This window comes from Azospira restricta, from assembly GCF_016858125.1.
GTDB classification, from domain to species: Bacteria; Pseudomonadota; Gammaproteobacteria; order Burkholderiales; family Rhodocyclaceae; genus Proximibacter; species Proximibacter restrictus.
Genome location: NZ_CP064781.1, coordinates 2,323,916 through 2,343,949 on the forward strand (window position 1 = coordinate 2,323,916; position 20,034 = coordinate 2,343,949).

Consider the following 20,034-nt stretch of genomic DNA (forward strand, 5'->3'; position numbering starts at 1 on the left):
GAACGGGGGGGGTTGCGGGACGGCGCGCGTCGCTCAGCGCGCGCCGCCGAACAGGCGCTTGAGGAAGCCGCCGATCAGGCCGGGACGCTCCTCGGCCGGCGCCGCCTGGGCGGTGCTGCCCTGCGCGGCGACGTTGAGGTCCTGCACCAGCGTCTGGCATTCCGCTTCCGGCAGCGCCTCGACCTGGTGGCGGCCGTTCAGGTCCGGCGACTCGGAGAGCTGGTGGCTCTTCGCCAGCGCCGAGCGCAGGATCATCCGCATGTAGCCCGACTTCACCGGCTTCGGCACGAAGCGGTAGATCTGGCCCTGGTTGATCAGCTTGGAGACGAGGTCGGTGCCGGTTTCCTCGGCGAGCACGACGGTGACGATCTGCGGGTGGCGCTGCTTCATCAGGCAGATCAGCCGGGTCAGGTCGACCGAGCCGAGCCGCGTTTCCGAGACGATGACGCCGACCGGCTGGTTCTGCAGCGCGTGCACGGCGTCGACGACGTTGGTGACGTGCACGACGGTGGCGATGTCGCCGGCGCTCAGCTCGACCGCGGCGTGCATCTCCGGATCGTCGTCGATGACCAGGATCTTCGCCTCGTCGCGCGCCGGCAGCGGCAGCTCCTCGACCGCCGGCTCGGGCGTCGGCGCCGGCTGCGTGCGGGCGATCTCGGCGGCCTGCGCGACGACCTTGGGCAGATCGTTGATGTTCCACGGCTTGTTGATGTAGCGGAAGATCTCCGACTCGTTCACCGAACGCAGCACCGCCTGCATGTCGGAATAGCCGGTGAGCAGGATGCGCATCGAGCGCGGGGCGATCGCGCGCACCTCGCGCAGGAAGTCGACGCCGCTCATCTCGGGCATGCGCTGGTCGCTGATGACGACGTCGAAGTTGTCCTTGCGCACGATTTCCAGCGCTTCGTGGCCGCTGGTCGAGGTGACCACCTCGAATTCCTTCTGCAGCAGCCAGGAGAGGGCGCGCAGGATGTTCGGTTCGTCGTCGACGCAGAGGACGCGTCCCTTGGCGGTCGATACGCTCATCGGCATGGACATCGAGATCGCGGCATTGGTCATGGCAGGCTCCCTGGGTCTCAATCTAGCGTGTTGTCAGCGGCGGCCTCAGGCGCGGCCGCTCTCCGGAACGGAATAGGGCAGGGCGACAGTGAAGGTGGTGCCCTTGCCGACCTCGGTTTCGACCGTCAGCTCGCCGCCGTGCGCGCGCACGATGTCGCGCGCGATCGGCAGGCCGAGGCCGGTGCCGATGCCCTTCGGCTTGGTCGTGTAATAGGTGTCGAAGATGTTCGGCAGCACCTCGGCCGGGATGCCGGCGCCGTTGTCGATGACGTCGACGAAGACGTGGTTGCCGTTGGCGCGCGTGCGCACGCGCACCTCGCCGTCGCCCTCGATCGCCTGCGAGGCGTTGGTGATCAGGTTGAGGAAGACCTGGTTCAGCTGCGACGGGTTGCATTCGATCGCCGGCAGCGCCTTGTCGAATTCCTCGTTGATCGCGACGCGCACCGGGATCGAGCTGCGCGCGATATAGACGACGGTATGCAGCGTCGCGTTGATGTCGACGTCGGACAGCTTGGCGCGGTCGAGGCGGGTGAAGTCCTTCAGGTTGTCGACCAGTTCGCGCATCTGGTCGACGCCCTGGATCACGTCGCCGAGCATCTCGGCGACCTGTTTCGCGGCCTGGCCGTCGACGCGGATCTGCTCGATCGCCGGGCGCGAGTGGTTGATGACCAGGTCGAGCGGCACCGACTCGGCGTCGGGATTCGCGCGCACCAGGTTGGCCAGCCGGCCGGCGACCGACAGCGGGGTTTCGAATTCCTGCAGCGCGCCGATCGCCAGCGAAACGTTGCTGTGCGAGAAGGCGAGCGGCGTATTCAGCTGGTGGGCGACGCCGGCGACCATCTGGCCGAGCGAGGCCATTTTCTCGGCCTGTGCCATCTGCTGCATCGACTCCTCGCGCTCCTTCTCCTGCGTGCGGATGATACCGTCGGCGCGGCGCACGATCGCGAACAGCGCGGCGAAGAGGATGCCGAGCAGCAGCATCACCGCCGCCAGCGTCTTCGTGGACGAGCTTTCCGCCTCGGCCTGCGCCTCGTCGGCGGCCTGCGTCACGCGTGCCTGGTTGTCGGTGGCGGTTTTCTTCAGCTGTGCCGAGGTGTCCTTGATCTGCGCGAGGAACGGGGTCACGTCCGAATACACCTCGAAGACGCCGACGATCCTGTCGCCGCCGGGCTGCAGCACCGGCAGATAGCTGGAGATCAGGTCGCGGTTCTCGACCACGCCCTCGAAGGCGGAGAACTTGTCGCGGTGGGTCAGCTCGCTCGCCGGCTTGCCGTCGCGCGCCTGCCGCCAGCCGGCGTTGGACAGCTTGTCCTCGCCGACCTGCTTGTGCTCGGACGAATAGATGGTGACGCCGCGCAGGTCGAAGACCTTGATCTTGAACACCGAACTCTTCTTCATCGAATCGACGACCTTGGCGTCGAGTTCCCTGAAGCCGGGGAGCGCCATGATCTTCTTGCCGACTTCGGCGAAGCAGGCCTTCTTCTCGGCCGGCGCGACCGTCTTGCCGGTCTTCTCGTCCTTGACGTCGGCGATCGCGTGGCAGGGCTCGACGCTGATCGCCTGCGCCTTCTCGACGAAGGGCGCGAAGTCGCGCTCCCAGAGCGCGTTGGCGAACAGGCGGGTGAGGTTGACGTTGCCCGATTCGTGGATCGTCAGCAGGTCGCGGCGGGCCGCTTCCTCCTGGCGCCTGGCGAAGCCGTCCTGCACTTCCTTGAAGAAGTCGGCCTGTTTCGCCTGCGTCGCGCGGAAGAAGTCGCCCTGCTGGAACTCGAAGTAGGTCAGCGCCGCGGCGACGAGCAGGAACATGCCCAGGCTGGCGGCGGTGAAGTAGCGTACCAGGTGAAATTGCATCCCTCGCTCCCATGCGGTTGGCCGCGGTCGGCGGCGCTTGCTGTCGCCCTTCCCGGTTTCGGGAAGGCTTTCCCGGTTTTGGGGTGTTTGTTCGGCGGCGGGTCCGCTGCGCCGCGCCTGCGGCAGCGTCGAATCGGCCCTCCGTCCTTTCTCGGACTTACGCCAAAAGTCCTATGCACAGGTCGTGCCAGAGCGCTGTCGGCCCGTGCTCGGCGACGGTGTTCTCCGGCCGCGGGATCGGGTACATTCCCCGGCATCGGGGACCATAAAAACGGACAGGGACGGAGCACGTGAAACAATCCGGCATGGAGGCGGGGAGCGGGCGCCGGCTGTCGCGGGCCCTCGGCGTGACCTTCACGGTTTCGCTGCTGCTGTTCCTCGTGTTCGGCACCGCGATCCTGCGCGGCGCCGCCGACAGCCGCCGCGCCCATGCGCTGCATGTCGCCGGCGATTACGCGCAACGCCTGTCGCACCGCCTGCAGGAGACGATGGCGCCAGCCTACATGCTCGCTTCGCTGGTGCAGCGCAACAAGGGCTTCGTCCCCGATTTCGAGCAGACCGCCGCCGGCATCGTCGCGCTGTTCCCGATGGTCTCGTCGATCCAGCTGGCGCCGAACGGCGTCGTCAGGGACGTCTTCCCGCTTTCGGGAAACGAGTCGGTGCCCGGCACCGACCTGTTGAAGCATCCGGCGCGCCGCCACGAGGCGCAGCAGACGATCGCCCGCCGCCAGTTGACGCTGGGCGGTCCCTATCCGCTGAGCCAGGGCGGTGTCGGCGTGATCGGCCGCTTCCCGGTGTTCCTGCAGGACGAGAACGGCTGGGGGTATTTCTGGGGCTTCACCATCGTCGTCGTCCGTCTGCCGCAGCTGCTCGAGGCCGGCGGCATCCCCGAACTGGCGAGCCAGGGCTACCGCTTCGAACTGTGCCGCATCCTCGCCGACGACGGCTGCGAGGTGTTTTCCCGTCGCGGCGAGGGGCCGCCGGAGGAGGCGGTGGCGGTCCGCATCGAGGTTCCGAACGGCAGCTGGCAGCTGCGGCTGGCGCCGGAGGAGGGCTGGAACCCGCCGCTGCGGGAAGGGCTGCTGGTCGTCGCCAGCCTGGTGCTGGCGCTGGCGGTCACCTATGCGCAGTACCTGCTGATCCGGCGCTTCGGCCGCTGAGCCGGCGCCGCCGTCAGCCCTTGCCGCCGCTGCGCAGCGCGCCGGCCACCTTGCCCGGCTGCGGCGGCGGTGCCAGTTGCAGTGCCGGCTGCGGGGCGGCGACCGGGTAGGCCGGGCCGCCGGTGATCAGGTCCATGAACTGTTCCGCCGGCAACGGCTGCGCGAAGTAATAGCCCTGCAGGATGTCGGCGCCGTTGTCGCGCAGGAAATTGACCTGCGCCGGATGTTCGACGCCCTCGGCGATGATCTCGAGGTGCAGCGAGTGGCCGAGCGCAATGATCGCGCGGATGATCGACACGGCTTCCGGGTCGGTCGGCGCGTCGATGACGAAGGAGCGGTCGATCTTCAGCGTGTCGAGCGGCAGCTGCTTCAGGTAGCTGAGGCTGGAATAGCCGGTGCCGAAGTCGTCGATCGACAGGCTGACGCCGAGCGCCTTCAGCTGCTGCATCGTGCGCACGCCGCGCTGCGCGTCGCGCATCACCGCGCTCTCGGTCAGTTCGATTTCCAGGTGGCGGGGGTCGAAGCGCTGCTCGCGCAGGATCGCGCCGACCTTGTCCACCAGCGCGTCGTCGGCGAGCTGCACCGCCGACAGGTTCACCGCGACGAACAGCTCGCGGCCGCTGGCGTCGCGCCAGCGCTGGTTCTCCTGGCAGGCGATGCGCATCACCCACTCGCCGATGCCGACGATCAGCCCGGTCTCCTCGAGCAGCGGGACGAAGGTCGCCGGCGAGACGAAGGCGTCGACCTCGTCGTGGCGCCAGCGCAGCAGCGCCTCGGCGCCGATGATCTGGCCGCTGCGCGCGGCGATCAGCGGCTGGAAGTAGACCGACAGCTCGCCGCGGTCGAGCGCGTGGTGCAGGCGGCTCTCCAGCCGCATGCGCTCGGCCGAGCGGCTGTTCATCTCCGGCTGGAAGAAGCGGTAGGCGTTGCCGCCGTTCTCGGCGGCGGCATAGCGGGCGGTGTCGGCGTGCGCGGCGAGCGCCTCGACGCTGTCGGCGTCGTCGGGGAAGACGCTGATGCCGATGCTCACCGAGAGGTGGATCTCGTGCTCCTCGATGCGCAGCTGCTGGCGCAGCGCGTGCTGGATGGTCGAGGCGCAGGTGGCGGCGGCGGCCGGCGAGTCCATGCCGGAGAGGATCACCGCGAACTCGTCGCCGCCCAGCCGCGAGACGTCGCTGCCCTTGGGCAGGCAGGCGAGCAGGCGGTTGGAGACTTCCAGCAGCAGCGTGTCGCCGGCGTCGTGGCCGACGCTGTCGTTGATCAGCTTGAAGCGGTCGATGTCGAGGAACATCACCGCCAGCTTGCGCTTGCCGGCGCGCGCCTGCGCCATGAACTGCTCGAGCCGGTTGGTGAACAGCACGCGGTTGGGCAGCGAGGTCAGCGCGTCGTAGTGGGCGAGGAAGTTCACCCGCGCCTCGATTTCCTTGCGTGCGGTGAGGTCGGAGAAGACGGCGACGTAGTTGGTGAGCTCGCCCGCGCTGTCGCGGACGATGCTGATGTTCAGCCACTCCGGGTAGATCTCGCCGTTCTTGCGCCGGTTCTCGATCTCGCCGCGCCATTCGCCGCGCTCGTGCAGCGATTTCCACATCTGCTTGTAGAACGCCGGGTCCTGGCGGCCGGAGCTGAGCAGTGCCGGCGTCTGCCCGATCACCTCGTCGGCGGCGTAGCCGGTGACTTGGGTGAAGGCGCGGTTGACCATCAGGATGCGGTTCGCCGGGTCGGTGACGATGAGGCCCTCGGCGCTGTTCTCGAAGACGCAGGCGGCGAGCTGCAGCTTGCCTTCGGCGGTCTTGCGCCGGGCCTCTTCGGCGAAGGCGTCGAGCGCGAAGGAGACGTTGTCGGCGAGCTTCTGCAGCATCTCGTGCTCCTCGTCGCCGAGCGCGCCGCGGTCGGTGCCGAGGATGCCGATGCCGCCGAGGTGCCCGTCGCGCGACTGCAGCGGCATGTGTACGAAGGACTGCAGGCCCTGCTTGGCGAGGTCGCCGGCGAGGGCGGCGTCGCAGCAGGCGACGGTGTCGCACGCGAGCGGACGGGTCGACGGGCAGGTTTCGCTGGCGAGCAGCGCGTCGGTCATCCGCTGCGCGAAGCCGACGTCGAAGCCGAAGCCGCTGTCGGCGACGATGCGCACGCCGGCGTCGCCGGCGAGGTAGATCCAGGCCACCGGGAAGCCGCCGTCGCTGCGGATCAGGCGGGCGACCTCGGCCAGCAGCGCGTCGCGCTCGTGGATGCGGACGATCGCCTGGTTGGTCTGGCTGAGCACGGTGAGCATGCGGTTGAGCTGGCCGATGCGCTGCTCGGCCTGCTTGCGCTCGCTGATGTCGAGGAACATGCCGACGATGCCGCCGGCCTCGCCGCTGGTGGCGTGGAAGACCGCCTTGTGGAACATCACGTCGCGCTCGACGCCGTCGGCGTCGCGCACCCGCGATTCGTAGATCTGGCTGCCGCCGGCGGCGAGCAGCTCGCAGTCGGCGCGGTGGTAGATGTAGGCAAGCGAGCCCGGCGAGACGTCGAACACCGTCTTGCCGATGATCTCGCTGCGCGGCTTGCCGAGGTAGCGCTCGAAGGCGGTGTTGGCGCCGATGTAGCGGCCCTTGTCGTCCTTGAAGAAGAGCGGCGCCGGGATCGCGTCGAGCAGCTGCTCGAGGAAGTTGAGGTGTTCGCGCAGGCGCAGGTCGAGGCGCTCGCGCTCGGTGACGTCCTCGCCGAACTCGAGGATGTACTCCGGCTTGCCGTCGCGGTCGGGCAGCACCACCTTGCGGAAGCGCAGCCAGCGCTCGGGCTTTTCCGCCGATTCGATGCGCTCGGGCGACAGCTCGATCACCTGCCGGTCGATCATCGCCTGGTAGTCGCCGCGCGTCATGCGGTCGGCGAGCTCGGGGTCGTACAGCTCGTCGGCGGAGCGGCCGACCACCGCCTCGCGGGGGCGGCCGAGGATCTCCTCGGCGGAGCGGTTGACCATCGCCACGCGCAGGTCGCCGGCGCGCTTCAGCACCAGCATGCCGGGGAAGTGTTCGAAGATCGAGTCGAGGATGCGGTGCGATCGTTCGAGCAGGCGTTCGGCCTGGATCCGGCTGCCGGCCTCGCGCTGCAGCGCCAGCTTCTCGTTGTCGAGCTGGCGGGTGCGGCGGGCGACCTCGCGCTCGAGTTCCGCCGGACGCCGCAGCAGGCGCAGCGAGAGCAGGTAGAAGAGCACGCTGCCGAGCGCGTAGAAGCCCCAGGTGATCGGTGCCAGCCCACCGAGGACCGGCGGGATGCGCTGCACGTCGAGGCGCAGGTGGCCGCTGCCGACGAACGGGATGCTGCGGGTGACGCCGGCGGCGGCGGGGTCGAAGCGCTGTTCAAAGACCACCGCCTTCGCCTCGTTGCCCTCCTGGCCGTGCTGCAGGCGGACGCCGTAGCCCTCGGCCTGCAGGTCTTCGAGATGGGAAACGGTTGCCAGGTTCGAGAAGGGAACGACGGCGGCGGCGTAGCCCCAGAAGCGCGGCCGCGGGCCGCCATCCTGCACCGCCAGCGCCTGGCTGACGACCAGCTGGCCGGAGCGTACGGCGAGCACCGGTGCGCCCATCAGGCCGATGCCGGCGTTCGCCTCGAGCAGCGGCACGATGGTGCGGTCGTTGAGCGCCAGCGTGTGGTCGCGGGTGATGATGAACGGCGGATGGCCGTCGCGCGAGATTTCGAGCCGGGTGATCGTGCCGCTGACCTTGATCAGGCTCTGCCCGACGGCGAGGATCTGCGCCGGCGCGCGCGCCGGCAGCGAATCGGCAAGCAGGCGCGTGGCGGTCGCGGTGCGCTCGAGCGCCGCCTCGATCATGCGTACGTGCAGGTTGGCGTGGCGGGTGACCAGCGCCTCGCGCTCGGCGTCGTCGGCGATCTGGCGGTGGACGAGGTAGGCCCCGACCGGCAGCGCGAAGAGCAGCGTCGTGCCGGCGGCGACCACATGGGCCATGCCGCGCGCGTCGCGAATCAGTTGCTGCCAGCGCTTCATCCCGGTTCCACTCCCTGGGGCGCCGCCTGGGCAGCACCGATGCACCATTCACGCAAGATGGGTGCCAGGGGTTCCGGGCGGGATCAGCGCGGCGGCTTCGGCTTGCCGATGGGGTGGAAGACCTTGTCGATGTAGGCGACGATGGCCTGGATGTCGCGCTCCTTCAGCACCGATTTCCAGGCCGGCATCGAGGTGTTGGCGAGCCCTTCGCGGATCGCGTGGACGATGCCCGCGCGCGTCGCGCTGCCCATGAAGGTCGGGTCCTGCAGGTTGCGCGGGTGCGGTTCCATGAACTGGCCGATCCAGTTCATGCCGGTGCCGTCGGCGCCGTGGCAGAACGCGCAGTTCTGCTGGAACAGCTTTTCGCCGCGCCGCTGCTGCGCGCTCAGGCCGTTCACCTTGGGCGGGATGTCGTGCAGCGCGTAGGGGCTGGCGCTGGTGATCGCATCGACCGCGGTCGGCGGCTTGGCCATCGACTCGGCCAGCGAGAAGTTGTTGCGCGGGAAGGAGAGCGGGCGGGCGTCCCATTCGACGCCGTCGTCGCCGGGCGCGCCGCGGTCGTGGCAGCTGACGCAGGCGCCGAGGTAGAGGCGCTTGCCGGCGGCCTCGTCCGGGCTGAGGTTTTCCCAGGGGCGGGAAAGGGGAATCTCTCCGGTGGCAAACGGGAACGCCGCGCGGTAGCGCTCGTGGCCGGGCCAGCCGTTCTCGACGGTGTGGTAGCGGGTGTTCGGCGCCTTGCGCCTGACGAACTCGTCGACGACGAAGTCGGCGACGGCGGCCATCTCCTTCTCGCCGATGACGCCGGCAAAGGATTTCATCGCCGTTCCCGGGCGGCCGTGGCGCAGCGTCTCCAGCACCAGTTCGCGCGTCACCCGCGCCGGGTCGGCCTGCGTGAAGTCGCTCGGCTTCGGGTTCAGGTAGGTGGCGGCGAGCGTCTTCGCATTGCCGGAGTAGCCGTGGCAGAAGTAGCAGCGGAAGTTATAGACGGCGCGGCCGTCCGCTGCCGCTTCCGCCGCGGCCGCTGCCGGGGCGGCGACGGCGAGCGCCAGCGCGGCGCCCGCCAGGATGCGTGCGATCAATTCGCCTCCTTGGGTGCCGCCTTGCGCGCGCTGGGCTTGACGAAGCGCGTGAACACGAACTCGCTGACGTCGACCATCTCCTGCTCGGAGAGCACCTTGTTCCAGGCCGGCATCTCGGTGCCGAGGCGGCCTTCGGCGACCGCGGTGTACAGCGCCGGGCGGTTGAAGGTGCTGCGGAAGGCGGGGTCGAGGAAGTTCCTGGGCTTCGGCCGGATGAAGTAGGCGCGCGGGCCCTTGCCGTCGCCCTTCTTGCCGTGGCAGGTGGCGCAGGTGGCCATGTACAGCTTCTCGCCGGCGGCGGCATTCGGCTTCAGCGCGCTCTGGAAAGGCTGCGCCATGCCGTCCTCGCGCGGCGATGCCGCGCCGCGGCGGCCGGCGTGCGCGTCGGTGCCGGAGACGCCGCGGGTATCGGGCACCATCAGCGCGGCGCGGATGTAGTCGACGACGGCGCCGATGTCGTCGGCCGACAGGCGGTCGGCAAACGGCGCCATCGCCGTGTTCGGGCGGCCCTTGGCCACCGACTGGATCATCCGCTCGCGGGTCAGCTCGGCGCGCGCCTGCGGCGACGCGAAGTCGCGCGGCGGCACGACGCCGACGGTGATCGGCGCACCTTGGCCGCGCTCGCCGTGGCAGGCGACGCAGTTGTGCGCGTAGAGCGTGCGGCCCTTCTGCAGGCGGGGGTCGAGCGCAACCTGCATGAAGGTGTTGCGGATGTAGTCGACGACGGCCTCGATCTCCTTCTTGTCGAGCTGCGTCGTCCATCCGGTCATCGCCGTGCCTTCCTTGCCGTAGGTGACGATGGTGATCATCGACGAGCGCGTCAGCTCGCTGGCCTTGGTGAAGTCGCGCGGCGGCGGCACCAGGCTGCCCTTGGCGCGGCTGTTGCCGTCGCCGCGGTCGCCGTGGCAGACCGAGCAGTAGTTGTGATAGATCACCTCGGGCTTGATCGGCCCGCCCTTCAGCGGGCGCTCGCCGGCAGTCGTCGCGGCGGCGCCGAGCAGGGCGGCGGCGAGGCCGAGGCCGCGGGCGGCACGGGCCAGTCCGGCGGGGGCGAGGGAGAAGCGAATTCGACGCATGGATCCGGTTCCTTGTGGGCAATGGCGTATGGTCGGGGCTTCAGCAAGAAGCGGGCCATGTTTCCCGAAAACGGGAAGTGGCACGAGTGTTGCATGGATGTTGCCCGGTCGTCCAGCCGCCGACGTCGCGGCGAGAGACGACCGAAGGAGAGCATGCATGAGACAACGACTGCTGCCGGCGCTGGTCGCCTGCGTGGCGGTGACCGGCGCACTGGCAGAACCGCTGGACGCGAATGCGTCCGTGGGTCGGCGCGTCTATGTCGAGGTGTGTGCGGCGTGTCATGCCAACGGCGTCGCCGGTGCGCCCCGCTTCGGTAATCGTGCCGAATGGGAGATGCGCCTGCTGCTCGGGCGCAAGGAGCTGATGCGCTCGGTGCTGAAGGGCAAGGGCGCGATGCCGCCGAAGGGCGGCAATGCGTCGGTCAGCGACCTGCAGGCCGAGGCCGCGATGGATTACATGTTGTCCGGCGTCAGGTGACGGCGGACGGGAATTGGAGACGAGGAACGGGTTGTTGTCGCAGTTGCCGGGGTGCCGTCAAGGCCTCTCCCTCTAGTTTCACCCGGCGACTGTTTTTGCGCCGCGGCCCGGCAACGGGCTGCGGCGTTTTTTCCCGGATTCGGGAAGGCGCGGCGAGGCTTGCGCGGTGCAGGCCGTGGATCAGGAGACGATGTGCGTTGGCTGTGGTGCGGTGTGCTGCTGATGGTGACGATGCCCGTGTTCCCGGATATCCGGACGACGCCGCACAGCCTGGCGAAGCGTACGGAGTCGAAGGATCCCAAGGAGGTCTGCGTGTTCTGCCACACGCCGACGATCAACATCGCCGACGACGGGCTGCCGCGCATCGTTCCCGCCTGGCAGCAGCGCTCGCTGCCGGAGAACCACAGCTTCACGATCTACGACGACATCGGTCGCCTGCAGTTCGGCGACAAGCCGGCGATCGGTTCGCAGTCGATCGCCTGCCTGTCCTGTCACGACTCGGCGCAGGCCTTCTCGGTGACCAAGTTCTCCTACGACCATCCCTTCGGTGTCCCCTACCGCGGCTACTCGCGCCACCGGCCGGCGCCGGAGGTGAAGAAGTCCGACGGCGAGGAGGCGCCGTCGGTGGCGGCCAAGCACCTGAAGGCGCTCAACGATTTCCGCGAGCCGAGCAATGCGGTGGTCGACAACCGCACCGTGTGGTGGGTCTCTTCCACCGGCAACGCCGCGCTGCGCAGCCGCAGCGACCTGCCGCTCTACGTCCGCGCCGACGTCGATGCAGGCGGTGAGGTACCATTCGTCGAGTGCGGCAGCTGTCACGATCCGCATTCGGCCAACCCTTTGTTCTTGCGTGTCACGAACCAGGGCAGCAAGCTGTGCCTGACCTGTCACGACAAATAAGGTGAATCCCGGAGAGCTTCCATGTACATGAACACTTTGCGCCTCGCCGGCGCCTGCCTGCTCGGCGCCCTGCTCGCCGCCTGCGCGCCGGTGCAGCAGGTCGAAACCAAGGTCGACAACAAGCCGCTGGTCTTTCCGGGGCCGCCGGACGAGCCGCGCTTCATCTACGAGCGCTCGATCTACAGCAGCGCCGACGTGCAGACGCGCAAGGCCGACGCCGGTCTGAAGCAGATGCTGACCGGTACCGCCGAGGGCGCCGAAGGCCTCGGCAAGCCCTACGCGGTGGTGGTGCATCGCGGCCGGGTGATGGTCACCGACTCCGCCGACCGCTTCGTGCGCGTCTTCGACGTGCCCGCCGGCAAATACTACAAGCTCGGCGAGGACGAGGCGGGGCCGCTGGTCAAGCCTCTCGGCATCGACATCGACAACGCCGGCAATGTCTATGTCGCCGACGCGACGGCGAAGGCGATCATGATCTACGACGCCAAGGGCAAGTTCCTGCGCAAGATCGGCGGGCCGAAGCAGTTCGACCGTCTGTCCAGCGTCACCGTCGACGCCGAGGGCAAGCGCATCTACGTCGTCGACATCGGCGGCGTCTCGTCCGAGCAGCACCGCGTGCGCGTCTACGACGCCGCCAGCGGCAACCACCTGTTCGACATCGGCAAGCGCGGCAAGGGACAGGGCGAATTCAACCTGCCGCGCGACGTCGCCATCGGCAAGGACGGCCGCATCTACGTCGTCGACGGCGGCAACTTCCGGGTCCAGGTCTTCGACGCCACGGGAAAGTACCTGCAGGCCTTCGGCACGATCGGCAAGCAGCTCGGCAACTTCGCGCGGCCGAAGGAAGTGGCGACCGACAACGACGGCAACGTCTACGTGGTCGACGCCGCCTTCGGCAACTTCCAGATCTTCAGCCCGGACGGCGACCTGCTGATGTACGTCGGCGAGCGCTCCGAGCGCGACGGCCCGGGGCGCTACATGCTGCCGTCCGGCATCTACGTCGACGAGGACGGGCGCATCTATATGGTCGACCAGTGGTTCCGCAAGGTCGATATCTTCCGTCCGGTCAAGCTCTCGGCCGACGGCGGCTTCCTTGGCAAGCGGCCGGTGGCGGAGGCGCGCCAGTAGCGGGATTTTCCGGGAGGCGGCGGGTGCGGCTTCCCGCTGCCGAGAAATCCCCCAGGAATTTTATGGGAATTCTCGGTGGCGAAAGGCGGAATGGCAGTGGGTTTTGCGAATAAAATTAAATAAAAACAAATACATGACATTGATGTTGGTTCCTGGCACGCTTACTGCATAGATAGGGGCGAGGGCCGAGGCCCGAGAGTTACACAAGAACCCATCAATCTTTTCGGGAAGTGGAGAGAAATCATGGAACGCAAAAGCACCATCGCCAAGCTGACCGGCAATCTCCTGAAGCTGGTCGCCGTTTCCGCGCTGATGTTCGGCGCCGTCGGTGTCTCGCAACAGGCTGTCGCGGGCATCGCCAACACCAAGCACAACCTCGGCTCGACCGGTGGTGCGGGCAACAACAAGGTCTCCGACACGGGCGAGATCTGCGTCTTCTGCCATACGCCGCACGCGGCCGATACGACCGCTCCGGCGCCGTTGTGGAACAAGAACCTGTCCAACATCACGGGCTTCACCACCTACGCCAGCCTGAACTCGAGCACGATCGACGGCGAAATCCTCTCCGTCGGCTCGGTCTCGATCGCCTGCCTGTCCTGCCATGACGGCACGCAGGCCATGGACAACATCATCAACGCCCCGGGCTCGGGCGCTTACGACGCCACCGGCGGCGGCGCCACCGGCCGCGGCTACACCTGGGCCGGCGCCAACGTCGACGTCGACGGCAAGATGAAGAACACGACGGTGGCCATGCTCGGCACCGACCTGAAGAACGACCATCCGATCGGCATCCAGTACTGCGGTGGCGGCGTCACCGCCGGTGCACCGACCGGTGCCGGCTGCAAGGACGGCGACTTCCAGGGCAAGGCTTCGGGTACCGCGGCGGCGCTGCAGAGCGCGACGATCAACAGCAACCTGGTGTGGTGGGTCGACACCTCGGTCGGTACCGCCGGTACGCGTGAGAAGACCGACATGATCCTCTATACTCGTACCTTCGCGGCCGGTTCGGGTCCGTCGGTCGAGTGCGCCAGCTGCCACGATCCCCACACCGAAGCCAACCCGACCTTCCTGCGGGTGTCGAATACCGGAAGCGGTGTCTGCCTGTCCTGCCACGTGAAGTAAGCTAGACCGGCTGGACTGTAAAACCGGGCGGGCCGGACCTAGTGTCGGCCCGCCTTTTTCTTGGAGGAGCGAACGTGACATCCATTCCATCCCGCTTCGGCGTGCGTCTGCTGCATGCGCTGATCGTGGCCGCGGGGCTTTCCGCGGCCGGCGCATTGGCCCAGGCCGCGCCGGCTGCGCCGCAGGCGGCGGCACAGGAGATTCCGCTGTACGCGACGGTCAACGGCAAGCCGGTGACCTTGCAGGAATATGAAATCGCCTTCTCCGCCCTGCTGCGCCAGAAGTACTACCACGGCAAGGTGCCGGAAGGCGAAATGGCCGCCGTGCGCGAAGAGGTCAAGAACCGCGTGGTGCAGCGCGTGCTGCTCGCCGAGGAGGCCGACCGCCGCGGCATCAAGCCCGACGATGCTGCGGTCGCCGAGCAGATCGCCAAGTACGACGCCCGCTACAGCAGCAGCCCGACCTGGGCACAGAGCCGTGAGCGCATGCTGCCCGGGCTGAAGAAGCAGCTCGACGAGCAGAGCCGCATGGAGGTGCTCGAGCGCCAGGTGCGCGGCACGCACGAGCTCTCGGAGGGCGAGGTGCGCGCCTTCTACGAGCAGAATCCGCAGCTCTTTACCGAACCCGAGAAACTGCGCCTGTCGGTGATCCTGCTCGGCGTCGATCCGGCTGCCGGCGGCCCGGCCTGGGTGCAGGCGCGCGAGGAGGCGAAGACGCTGCATGCGCAGCTGGTCGCCGGCGCCGACTTCGCCGAGGCTGCCCGCCTGCGTTCGTCGGGCAAGTTCGCCGAGGAGGGCGGCAACGCCGGCTACCTGCACCGCGGCATGCTGCCCGAGGCGCTGCAGCAGCGCATCGACGAGTTCAAGGTCGGCGTCGTCGGCGAGCCGATGGACATCCTCGAGGGCGTCGCCATCTTCCGCCTCGACGAGCGCGTGCCGCCGCGGCTGCGCCAGTTCGCCGACGTCGCCCAGCGCGCCCGCGACCTCGCGGTGCGCGAGCGCCAGGAGAAGGCGTGGTCCGAGTTCCTCAAGGAGCTGACCGGCAAGGCCGATGTTAAAGTGGTGTTCAACCACACCGGCGGAGGGGGCGAGGGGCACCGGTAATCCCGTTTTCGTTCCGGCGGCCGCACGCCGCCCGAGATCGCCGGGGTAGCCTCCGCGAAAGATTTGGCCAGGCACGAGGTTTCCTGCTGTCTTGCTGTACCTCTCGTCGGCGGTGCCCTTTTCCTGATCGGCCCGCTCGCGGCGCATGCCGTGGTGCGGGCCGAAACGTTTTCCGAGGCCGTACCGGCGGCGTCGGCCTTTCCCTCTCCCGTTCTCCGTCTGTCGTCGGCGCTGGCCGCCATCGGCGGCAGCGCGCCGCTGCCGGCCGAGGCGCCGCCGCTGGCGCTGCAGCTGTCGGCGACGCTGTCGCCGACCGGTGCTGCCGCGGCGCTGCCCGTCGCCGAGCCGGCGCCGCTTGCCGCGGCGCGCGCCGGCGAGTCGCCGCGGCTCTATGCCGCCGCCGATTCGGCGGCGATTTCAGCCGATGTGGACGACGACGAGGAGGGTGGCGATGCGCCGACCGGGCCGCCGGTGGTCCTCGGCGAGATGCCCGGACGGCGGCCGCCGCCGCTGCCGGGCGGGCTTGCCGGCCTGCCGCCGGGCGAGGAGGCGCCGCTGGTGCCGGGCGTTCCCGGCCTGCCGGGAATGCCCTGCATGCCCGGTCTGCCCTGCGTGCCGATGCGGCCGCCGGGCAGTGTCGCCGGACCCTACGAGCAGCGCACCGAACCGCCGGCCGGGCTGCCCTTTCCCGACGCCGCGGGGAGTACCGGCGGCCCCGGCCGTCCCGGCGACGGCAAGCCCGATGCCGGCATTGCCGGCTCCGGCTGGGGACTTGCGCCGATCCGCTGGGGCGGCAGCGTCGGCGTCCAGATGCGCCGCCAGCAGATGGACGGCGGCTCCTCGTCGAGCACGGTGGGCCTGTTCAACCTGCGTGCGTCGAGCTACATCTACGAACCGTGGCTGGCGCAGGTCAGCGGCAATCTCGGCATCACCTCCGGGCGCAGCAGTTCGACCTCGTCGGCGGCGAGCGGTACCGGCAGCTCCGGCAACCAGAGCGACACCCAGAGCACGGTGATCGGCGGCGGCATGCTGCACCTGTTCCCGATGAGCCGCTTCCCGTTCATGGCCACCTTCGACCGCAGCGACAGCCGCGCCAACGGCACCTTCGTCAGCACCGACTACACCAACACCCGCATCGGCCTGCGCCAGAGCTACCGCACCGAGAGCGGCGCGCAGAACGCCTCGCTCGGCTTCGACCGCAGCGTCGTCGAGACCTCGCAGAGCGGGCTGGATACGGTCAATGCGGTCTACGGCAACTATTCGCACGCCTTCGACAACCAGACGACGCAGATGAACGGCCGCATCTCGCAGAGCCGGCGCGACCTGAACGGCGAGAGCTCGCGGCTGATCAACTACTACGCGCGCCACACCTACCGTTTCGAGGACAACCTCAACGCCGAGACGAGCACGATGCTCAACGACAACACGCTGAACTACCGCAGCAACGGCGTGCTGGCGAACAGCCACGGTCGCTACCTGCAGCTGAATTCGTCGGTTTCCTGGCGGCCGGAGTCGGAGTACGAGGACGAGGTGCATCCGCTGTCGGTGATCGCCGGCATCAACCTGTTTACGTCGGCGAGCAGCTTCAACAACGAGTCGAGCGAATCGAAGAGCCTCTCCGGCAACGTCTCGGCGACCTACGCCTACAGCCCGAACCTGACCTTCATGGGCACCGGCCTGGCGACGCGGATCACCAACTCGAACGGCGACCCGCAGCTGCTGACCAATGTCGGCGGTGCGGCGACCTACATCGGCGACCCTCTCACTTTCGGGAAATTTTCTTACAATTGGAACGTCGGCGGCAGCGCCAACCGCCAAGGCGGCGGCACCAGTGGCGCCAATCGCCTGCTGGCAATGCAGGGCAGTCATTCTCTCGGGCGGGATTTTCCGCTGACCACCGCCCAGTCGATCCAGCTCAGCCTGTCGCAGAGCGTCAGCCACAGCTCGGACCAGCTGATCGGCAACTCGACGACGCTCAACCACACCGCCGGCAGCACCTGGCGGATACAGGGCGGCGACCAGAGCTTCGGCTCGGTCGGCCTCAGCTTCTCGGACATGGTCACCACCGGCGCCAACGAAGGCCACTACCGCTACCTCTACCTGCAGGTGAACGGCAACGGGCAGCTGTCGCCGCGCTCCTCGCTGTCGGCCAACCTGACCGTGCAGTGGTCGATGCAGGAGACCCAGCGGCAGGTGACGACCAGCAGCGCCGGCTTCGGCAGCAGCCCGATCTTCACCGACCAGAACAAGCGCACCAACGTCTTCGGCTCACTCAACTACGCGCATACGCGGGCCTTCGGCGTCTCCGGGCTGCGCTACAACCTGTCGTTCAACGCCAATACGCAGATGGTCGATTCGCGCCTGCTCGGCGACGTCGCGGCGCAGCCGGAGCGCTTCACCTACTGGCTGGAAAACCGCTTCGACTACCGCATCGGGATGCTCGACCTGTCGGCCACCGGAACGATCATCGAGACAGGTGGCAAGAAAAATGCTCAGGTGTTCTTCCGGGCAACCCGGCAGTTCGGAAAATTCTGAAAATCCGGAAGCGGCGGGTTGACGGGATCTGTTTCAAATTAAGGAATCATGATGAAAAAAATGTTGTCAGGCATGAGGGGCGGCCTATTCATGGGCCTGCTGCTGGCGCTCGCCGCCGTGCTGTTCGTCGATGTCCAGGACGCGCAGGCGGAGTACGGCGACGTGGTGATCAACAACCACTCGGACGGCGCCGGCATGCGCCCGGTGATCTTCCCGCACTGGTTCCACCGTGTCCGCTTCGCCTGCAAGGTCTGCCACGCCGACCTCGGCTTCAAGTTCAAGGCCGGCGGCAACGACATCAACATGGTCAAGATCATCGACGGCCAGTTCTGCGGCGCCTGCCACAACGGCGAGGTGGCGTGGTCGGTCGAGAACTGCAACCTGTGCCATTCCGCCAAGCCGGGCACGCCCACGCAGGTGCATGAGAGCACCATCCAGAAGCTCGCGCAGCCGGTCGGCGCGCCCCAGAAGAAATAAGGTGCGGCCATGAAAAAACTGCAACTGATTGCCTCGATGATGCTCGGTCTTGCCGCCGCGGGAAGCGCTTCCGCCGATTCCGGCAAGGATGTCTATACCAAGGTCTGTGCCGTCTGCCACGCCGGCGGCATCGCCGCCGCGCCGCGCTTCGGCAATGCCGGCGACTGGGCGCCGCGCATCGCCAAGGGCGTGCCGACGCTGTACCAGAGCGCGCTCAAGGGGACGCCGAAGGGGATGCCGGCGAAGGGCGGCAACCTGACGCTGCCGGACGCCGACGTCAAGGCCGCGGTCGACTACATGATCGCCGCCGCCGGCGGTGCCAAGGCCGCGGCGGCCGAGCCGAAGAAGGAAGCGAAGCCCGAGCCGAAGAAGGAAGCGAAGGCTGAAGCCAAGCCCGAGCCGAAGAAGGAAGTCGCCAAGGAGGAGGCGCCCAAGGCGGCGCCCGCGCCGGCCCCGGTCGCCGTCGCGTCTGCGGCGGCGGAAGCCGCGCCGGCGCCGACGGTCTCGGCCGCCGACGTCAACTCCTTCAACCGCCTGCTCAAGCCGGCCAGCAAGCGCAACCTGCCGCCGGCCGAGGACGGCATCCACGACCCGTCGAACGACGGCACGCACGCGCTGCAGCCGCCGCTGGCCGCTTTCGGCAGCCTGCCGAAGAGCTTCGCCGGCAACCGCGTGAACTGGGTCGAGGCGATCAGCACCGGCAAGATCAAGCCGCGCTACGACCGGGTCGATGCGACCGCCGAGCCGATCATCATGGACATGAACGTCGTCCGCGAGGTCAAGGGCTCGATGCCGGACGTCGTCTATCCGCACAAGCAGCACACGCAGTGGCTCGACTGCTCCAACTGCCACCCGGCGATCTTCACGCCGCAGAAGGGCGCCAACCAGATCAGCATGGCGGCGATCCTGCTCGGCGAGAAGTGCGGCGTCTGCCACGGCAAGGTCGCCTTCCCGGTGTCCGAGTGCCGCCTGTGCCACTCGAAGAAGAAGGATCTGGCGCCGTCGGCTCAGGCGACCGCCAAGTAAAAAAACCATCGACCAACCGCCGGCCGCCTGCGGGCGGCCGGTTTTCGGGGGAAAATACAATGATGAAACGCATCGCCATCGCCGCCGCACTCGCCGCCGCCTTCGCCTCCGCGCAGGCGCAGACCGCCGCTCCCGCGGCCCCGGACAGCGCTGCCGCGCGCCTGCAGGCGAACACCGCGGCGACGCTCGACAAGGAGCAGTTGGGCCGCCGCCTGGAGTCGGTCAAGCTGCTGCTCGAAACCTCGTCCGCCGCCCGCCAGATCGAGGCGAGCGGCGACCAGCGCGCGCTCGCCACGCGCGACAAGGCCCGCGGCCTGTACCGGAACGCCGCCGACGCCTATGCCGCCGGCGACCTCGCGAAGACCAGCCGCCTGCTCGCCGAGACCTCGGTGCTGATGTTCGAGGCCGTGCGCTACGCGGCACCGGACGAGGTCGTCGCCAAGAAGCTGGAGGCCGACTTCACCGCCCGCAACGAGAGCGTCAAGGCGCTGCTCGCCGCGTACAAGCGGGTCGCTTCCGAGAAGGGCAGCGCCAAGGGCGTGAGCGAAACCGTTTCCAGTATCGAGAAATCGATCGCCGAGGCCGACAAGCTGGCCGCCGCGAAGAAGTACGCCGAGGGCCGCGCCGAACTCGACCGCGCCTACCTGGTGGCGAAGGCCGGGATCAGCTCGCTGCGCAGCGGCGACACGCTGGTCCGCTCGCTCAACTTCGCGTCGAAGGAAGAGGAGTTCCACTACGAGATCGACCGCAACGAAACGCACAAGATGCTGATCAAGGTCCTGGTCGACGAGAAGCGCGCGACCAACCCGCAGCTCGATCAGCAGGTGCAGAACTTCCTCAACAAGGCCGGCGAACTGCGCGCCGCCGCCGATGCCGCCGCCGCGCGCAAGGACTTTGCGCAGGCGGTCAAGCTGCTCGAGGAATCGACGGCCGAGCTGGTTCGCGCCATCCGCAATGCAGGCGTCTATATCCCGGGTTAAGCGCCATCTCTCCCGCTGGCTGGCGGGGAGCCTGCTCGGGCTCCTCGCCGCCGGAACCGTATTCGCCGGCAACTG

The 20,034-nt window shown here is 68.2% G+C and carries 15 protein-coding genes; 10 read left to right on the forward strand and 5 right to left on the reverse strand.

Annotation, left to right across the window (positions count from 1 at the left end; genetic code table 11):
* Window positions 1-33 precede the first annotated feature (33 nt).
* Window positions 34-1,059, reverse strand: a complete 1,026-nt coding sequence (locus tag IWH25_RS11445) for a response regulator (RefSeq protein WP_238998871.1) — start codon at window positions 1,057-1,059, stop codon at window positions 34-36.
* A gap of 45 nt (window positions 1,060-1,104) precedes the next feature.
* A complete protein-coding gene (locus IWH25_RS11450) occupies window positions 1,105-2,910 on the reverse strand; it encodes a sensor histidine kinase (RefSeq protein WP_203385937.1) in 1,806 nt (601 codons plus the stop codon).
* Window positions 2,911-3,200: 290 nt separating this feature from the next.
* On the opposite strand from IWH25_RS11450, the gene IWH25_RS11455 reads away from it, so the two are divergent.
* Window positions 3,201-4,070 (forward strand): CHASE domain-containing protein, encoded by an 870-nt coding sequence (locus IWH25_RS11455; RefSeq protein ID WP_203385938.1) that lies wholly within the window; start codon window positions 3,201-3,203, stop codon window positions 4,068-4,070.
* A gap of 13 nt (window positions 4,071-4,083) precedes the next feature.
* Here the strand turns inward: IWH25_RS11455 and IWH25_RS11460 are convergent, their stop codons facing one another.
* From IWH25_RS11460 to IWH25_RS11470, 3 genes are all read right to left on the reverse strand, one after another.
* Complete coding sequence (locus tag IWH25_RS11460; RefSeq protein ID WP_203385939.1) at window positions 4,084-8,055, reverse strand: sensor domain-containing protein; 3,972 nt, start codon at window positions 8,053-8,055, stop codon at window positions 4,084-4,086.
* Between the two features lie 83 nt (window positions 8,056-8,138).
* Entirely contained in the window at window positions 8,139-9,134 is a 996-nt protein-coding gene (locus IWH25_RS11465; RefSeq protein ID WP_203385940.1) for a c-type cytochrome, read from the reverse strand.
* Window positions 9,131-10,210 (reverse strand): c-type cytochrome, encoded by a 1,080-nt coding sequence (locus IWH25_RS11470; protein ID WP_203385941.1) that lies wholly within the window; start codon window positions 10,208-10,210, stop codon window positions 9,131-9,133. The genes IWH25_RS11465 and IWH25_RS11470 overlap by 4 nt, the downstream gene beginning before the upstream one ends.
* A gap of 157 nt (window positions 10,211-10,367) precedes the next feature.
* Between IWH25_RS11470 and IWH25_RS11475 the strand changes: the two genes are divergently transcribed.
* From IWH25_RS11475 to IWH25_RS11515, 9 genes are all read left to right on the forward strand, one after another.
* Window positions 10,368-10,688 carry a c-type cytochrome gene (locus tag IWH25_RS11475; RefSeq protein WP_203385942.1) on the forward strand — a complete coding sequence of 107 codons (321 nt, stop codon included), beginning with the start codon at window positions 10,368-10,370 and terminating at the stop codon, window positions 10,686-10,688.
* A gap of 192 nt (window positions 10,689-10,880) precedes the next feature.
* Window positions 10,881-11,588 carry a cytochrome c3 family protein gene (locus tag IWH25_RS11480; protein ID WP_238998872.1) on the forward strand — a complete coding sequence of 236 codons (708 nt, stop codon included), beginning with the start codon at window positions 10,881-10,883 and terminating at the stop codon, window positions 11,586-11,588.
* Between the two features lie 21 nt (window positions 11,589-11,609).
* Complete coding sequence (locus IWH25_RS11485; RefSeq protein WP_203385943.1) at window positions 11,610-12,716, forward strand: 6-bladed beta-propeller; 1,107 nt, start codon at window positions 11,610-11,612, stop codon at window positions 12,714-12,716.
* 243 nt (window positions 12,717-12,959) lie between these two features.
* Window positions 12,960-13,838, forward strand: a complete 879-nt coding sequence (locus IWH25_RS11490; RefSeq protein ID WP_238998873.1) for a cytochrome c3 family protein — start codon at window positions 12,960-12,962, stop codon at window positions 13,836-13,838.
* 74 nt (window positions 13,839-13,912) lie between these two features.
* Window positions 13,913-14,941, forward strand: a complete 1,029-nt coding sequence (locus IWH25_RS11495; protein WP_203385944.1) for a peptidylprolyl isomerase — start codon at window positions 13,913-13,915, stop codon at window positions 14,939-14,941.
* A 153-nt stretch (window positions 14,942-15,094) separates the two neighbouring features.
* The gene (locus tag IWH25_RS11500) at window positions 15,095-17,476 is read left to right on the forward strand and encodes a porin family protein (RefSeq protein ID WP_203385945.1); all 2,382 of its coding nucleotides are present in this window, start codon (window positions 15,095-15,097) and stop codon (window positions 17,474-17,476) included.
* Window positions 17,477-17,566: 90 nt separating this feature from the next.
* Complete coding sequence (locus tag IWH25_RS11505) at window positions 17,567-17,953, forward strand: c(7)-type cytochrome triheme domain-containing protein (RefSeq protein ID WP_238998874.1); 387 nt, start codon at window positions 17,567-17,569, stop codon at window positions 17,951-17,953.
* A 9-nt stretch (window positions 17,954-17,962) separates the two neighbouring features.
* Window positions 17,963-18,979 (forward strand): c(7)-type cytochrome triheme domain-containing protein, encoded by a 1,017-nt coding sequence (locus tag IWH25_RS11510; protein ID WP_203385946.1) that lies wholly within the window; start codon window positions 17,963-17,965, stop codon window positions 18,977-18,979.
* A gap of 59 nt (window positions 18,980-19,038) precedes the next feature.
* The gene (locus IWH25_RS11515) at window positions 19,039-19,959 is read left to right on the forward strand and encodes a hypothetical protein (protein ID WP_238998875.1); all 921 of its coding nucleotides are present in this window, start codon (window positions 19,039-19,041) and stop codon (window positions 19,957-19,959) included.
* Window positions 19,960-20,034: the final 75 nt, after the last annotated feature.

Coding starts and splice junctions, on each gene's coding strand:
- IWH25_RS11445 (WP_238998871.1), bottom strand. CDS start 1,059: ATGACCAATGCCGCGATCTCGATGTCCATGCCGATGAGCGTATCGACC.
- IWH25_RS11450 (WP_203385937.1), bottom strand. CDS start 2,910: ATGCAATTTCACCTGGTACGCTACTTCACCGCCGCCAGCCTGGGCATG.
- IWH25_RS11460 (WP_203385939.1), bottom strand. CDS start 8,055: ATGAAGCGCTGGCAGCAACTGATTCGCGACGCGCGCGGCATGGCCCAT.
- IWH25_RS11470 (WP_203385941.1), bottom strand. CDS start 10,210: ATGCGTCGAATTCGCTTCTCCCTCGCCCCCGCCGGACTGGCCCGTGCC.
- IWH25_RS11475 (WP_203385942.1), top strand. CDS start 10,368: ATGAGACAACGACTGCTGCCGGCGCTGGTCGCCTGCGTGGCGGTGACC.
- IWH25_RS11485 (WP_203385943.1), top strand. CDS start 11,610: ATGTACATGAACACTTTGCGCCTCGCCGGCGCCTGCCTGCTCGGCGCC.
- IWH25_RS11490 (WP_238998873.1), top strand. CDS start 12,960: ATGGAACGCAAAAGCACCATCGCCAAGCTGACCGGCAATCTCCTGAAG.
- IWH25_RS11505 (WP_238998874.1), top strand. CDS start 17,567: ATGGGCCTGCTGCTGGCGCTCGCCGCCGTGCTGTTCGTCGATGTCCAG.
- IWH25_RS11510 (WP_203385946.1), top strand. CDS start 17,963: ATGAAAAAACTGCAACTGATTGCCTCGATGATGCTCGGTCTTGCCGCC.
- IWH25_RS11515 (WP_238998875.1), top strand. CDS start 19,039: ATGATGAAACGCATCGCCATCGCCGCCGCACTCGCCGCCGCCTTCGCC.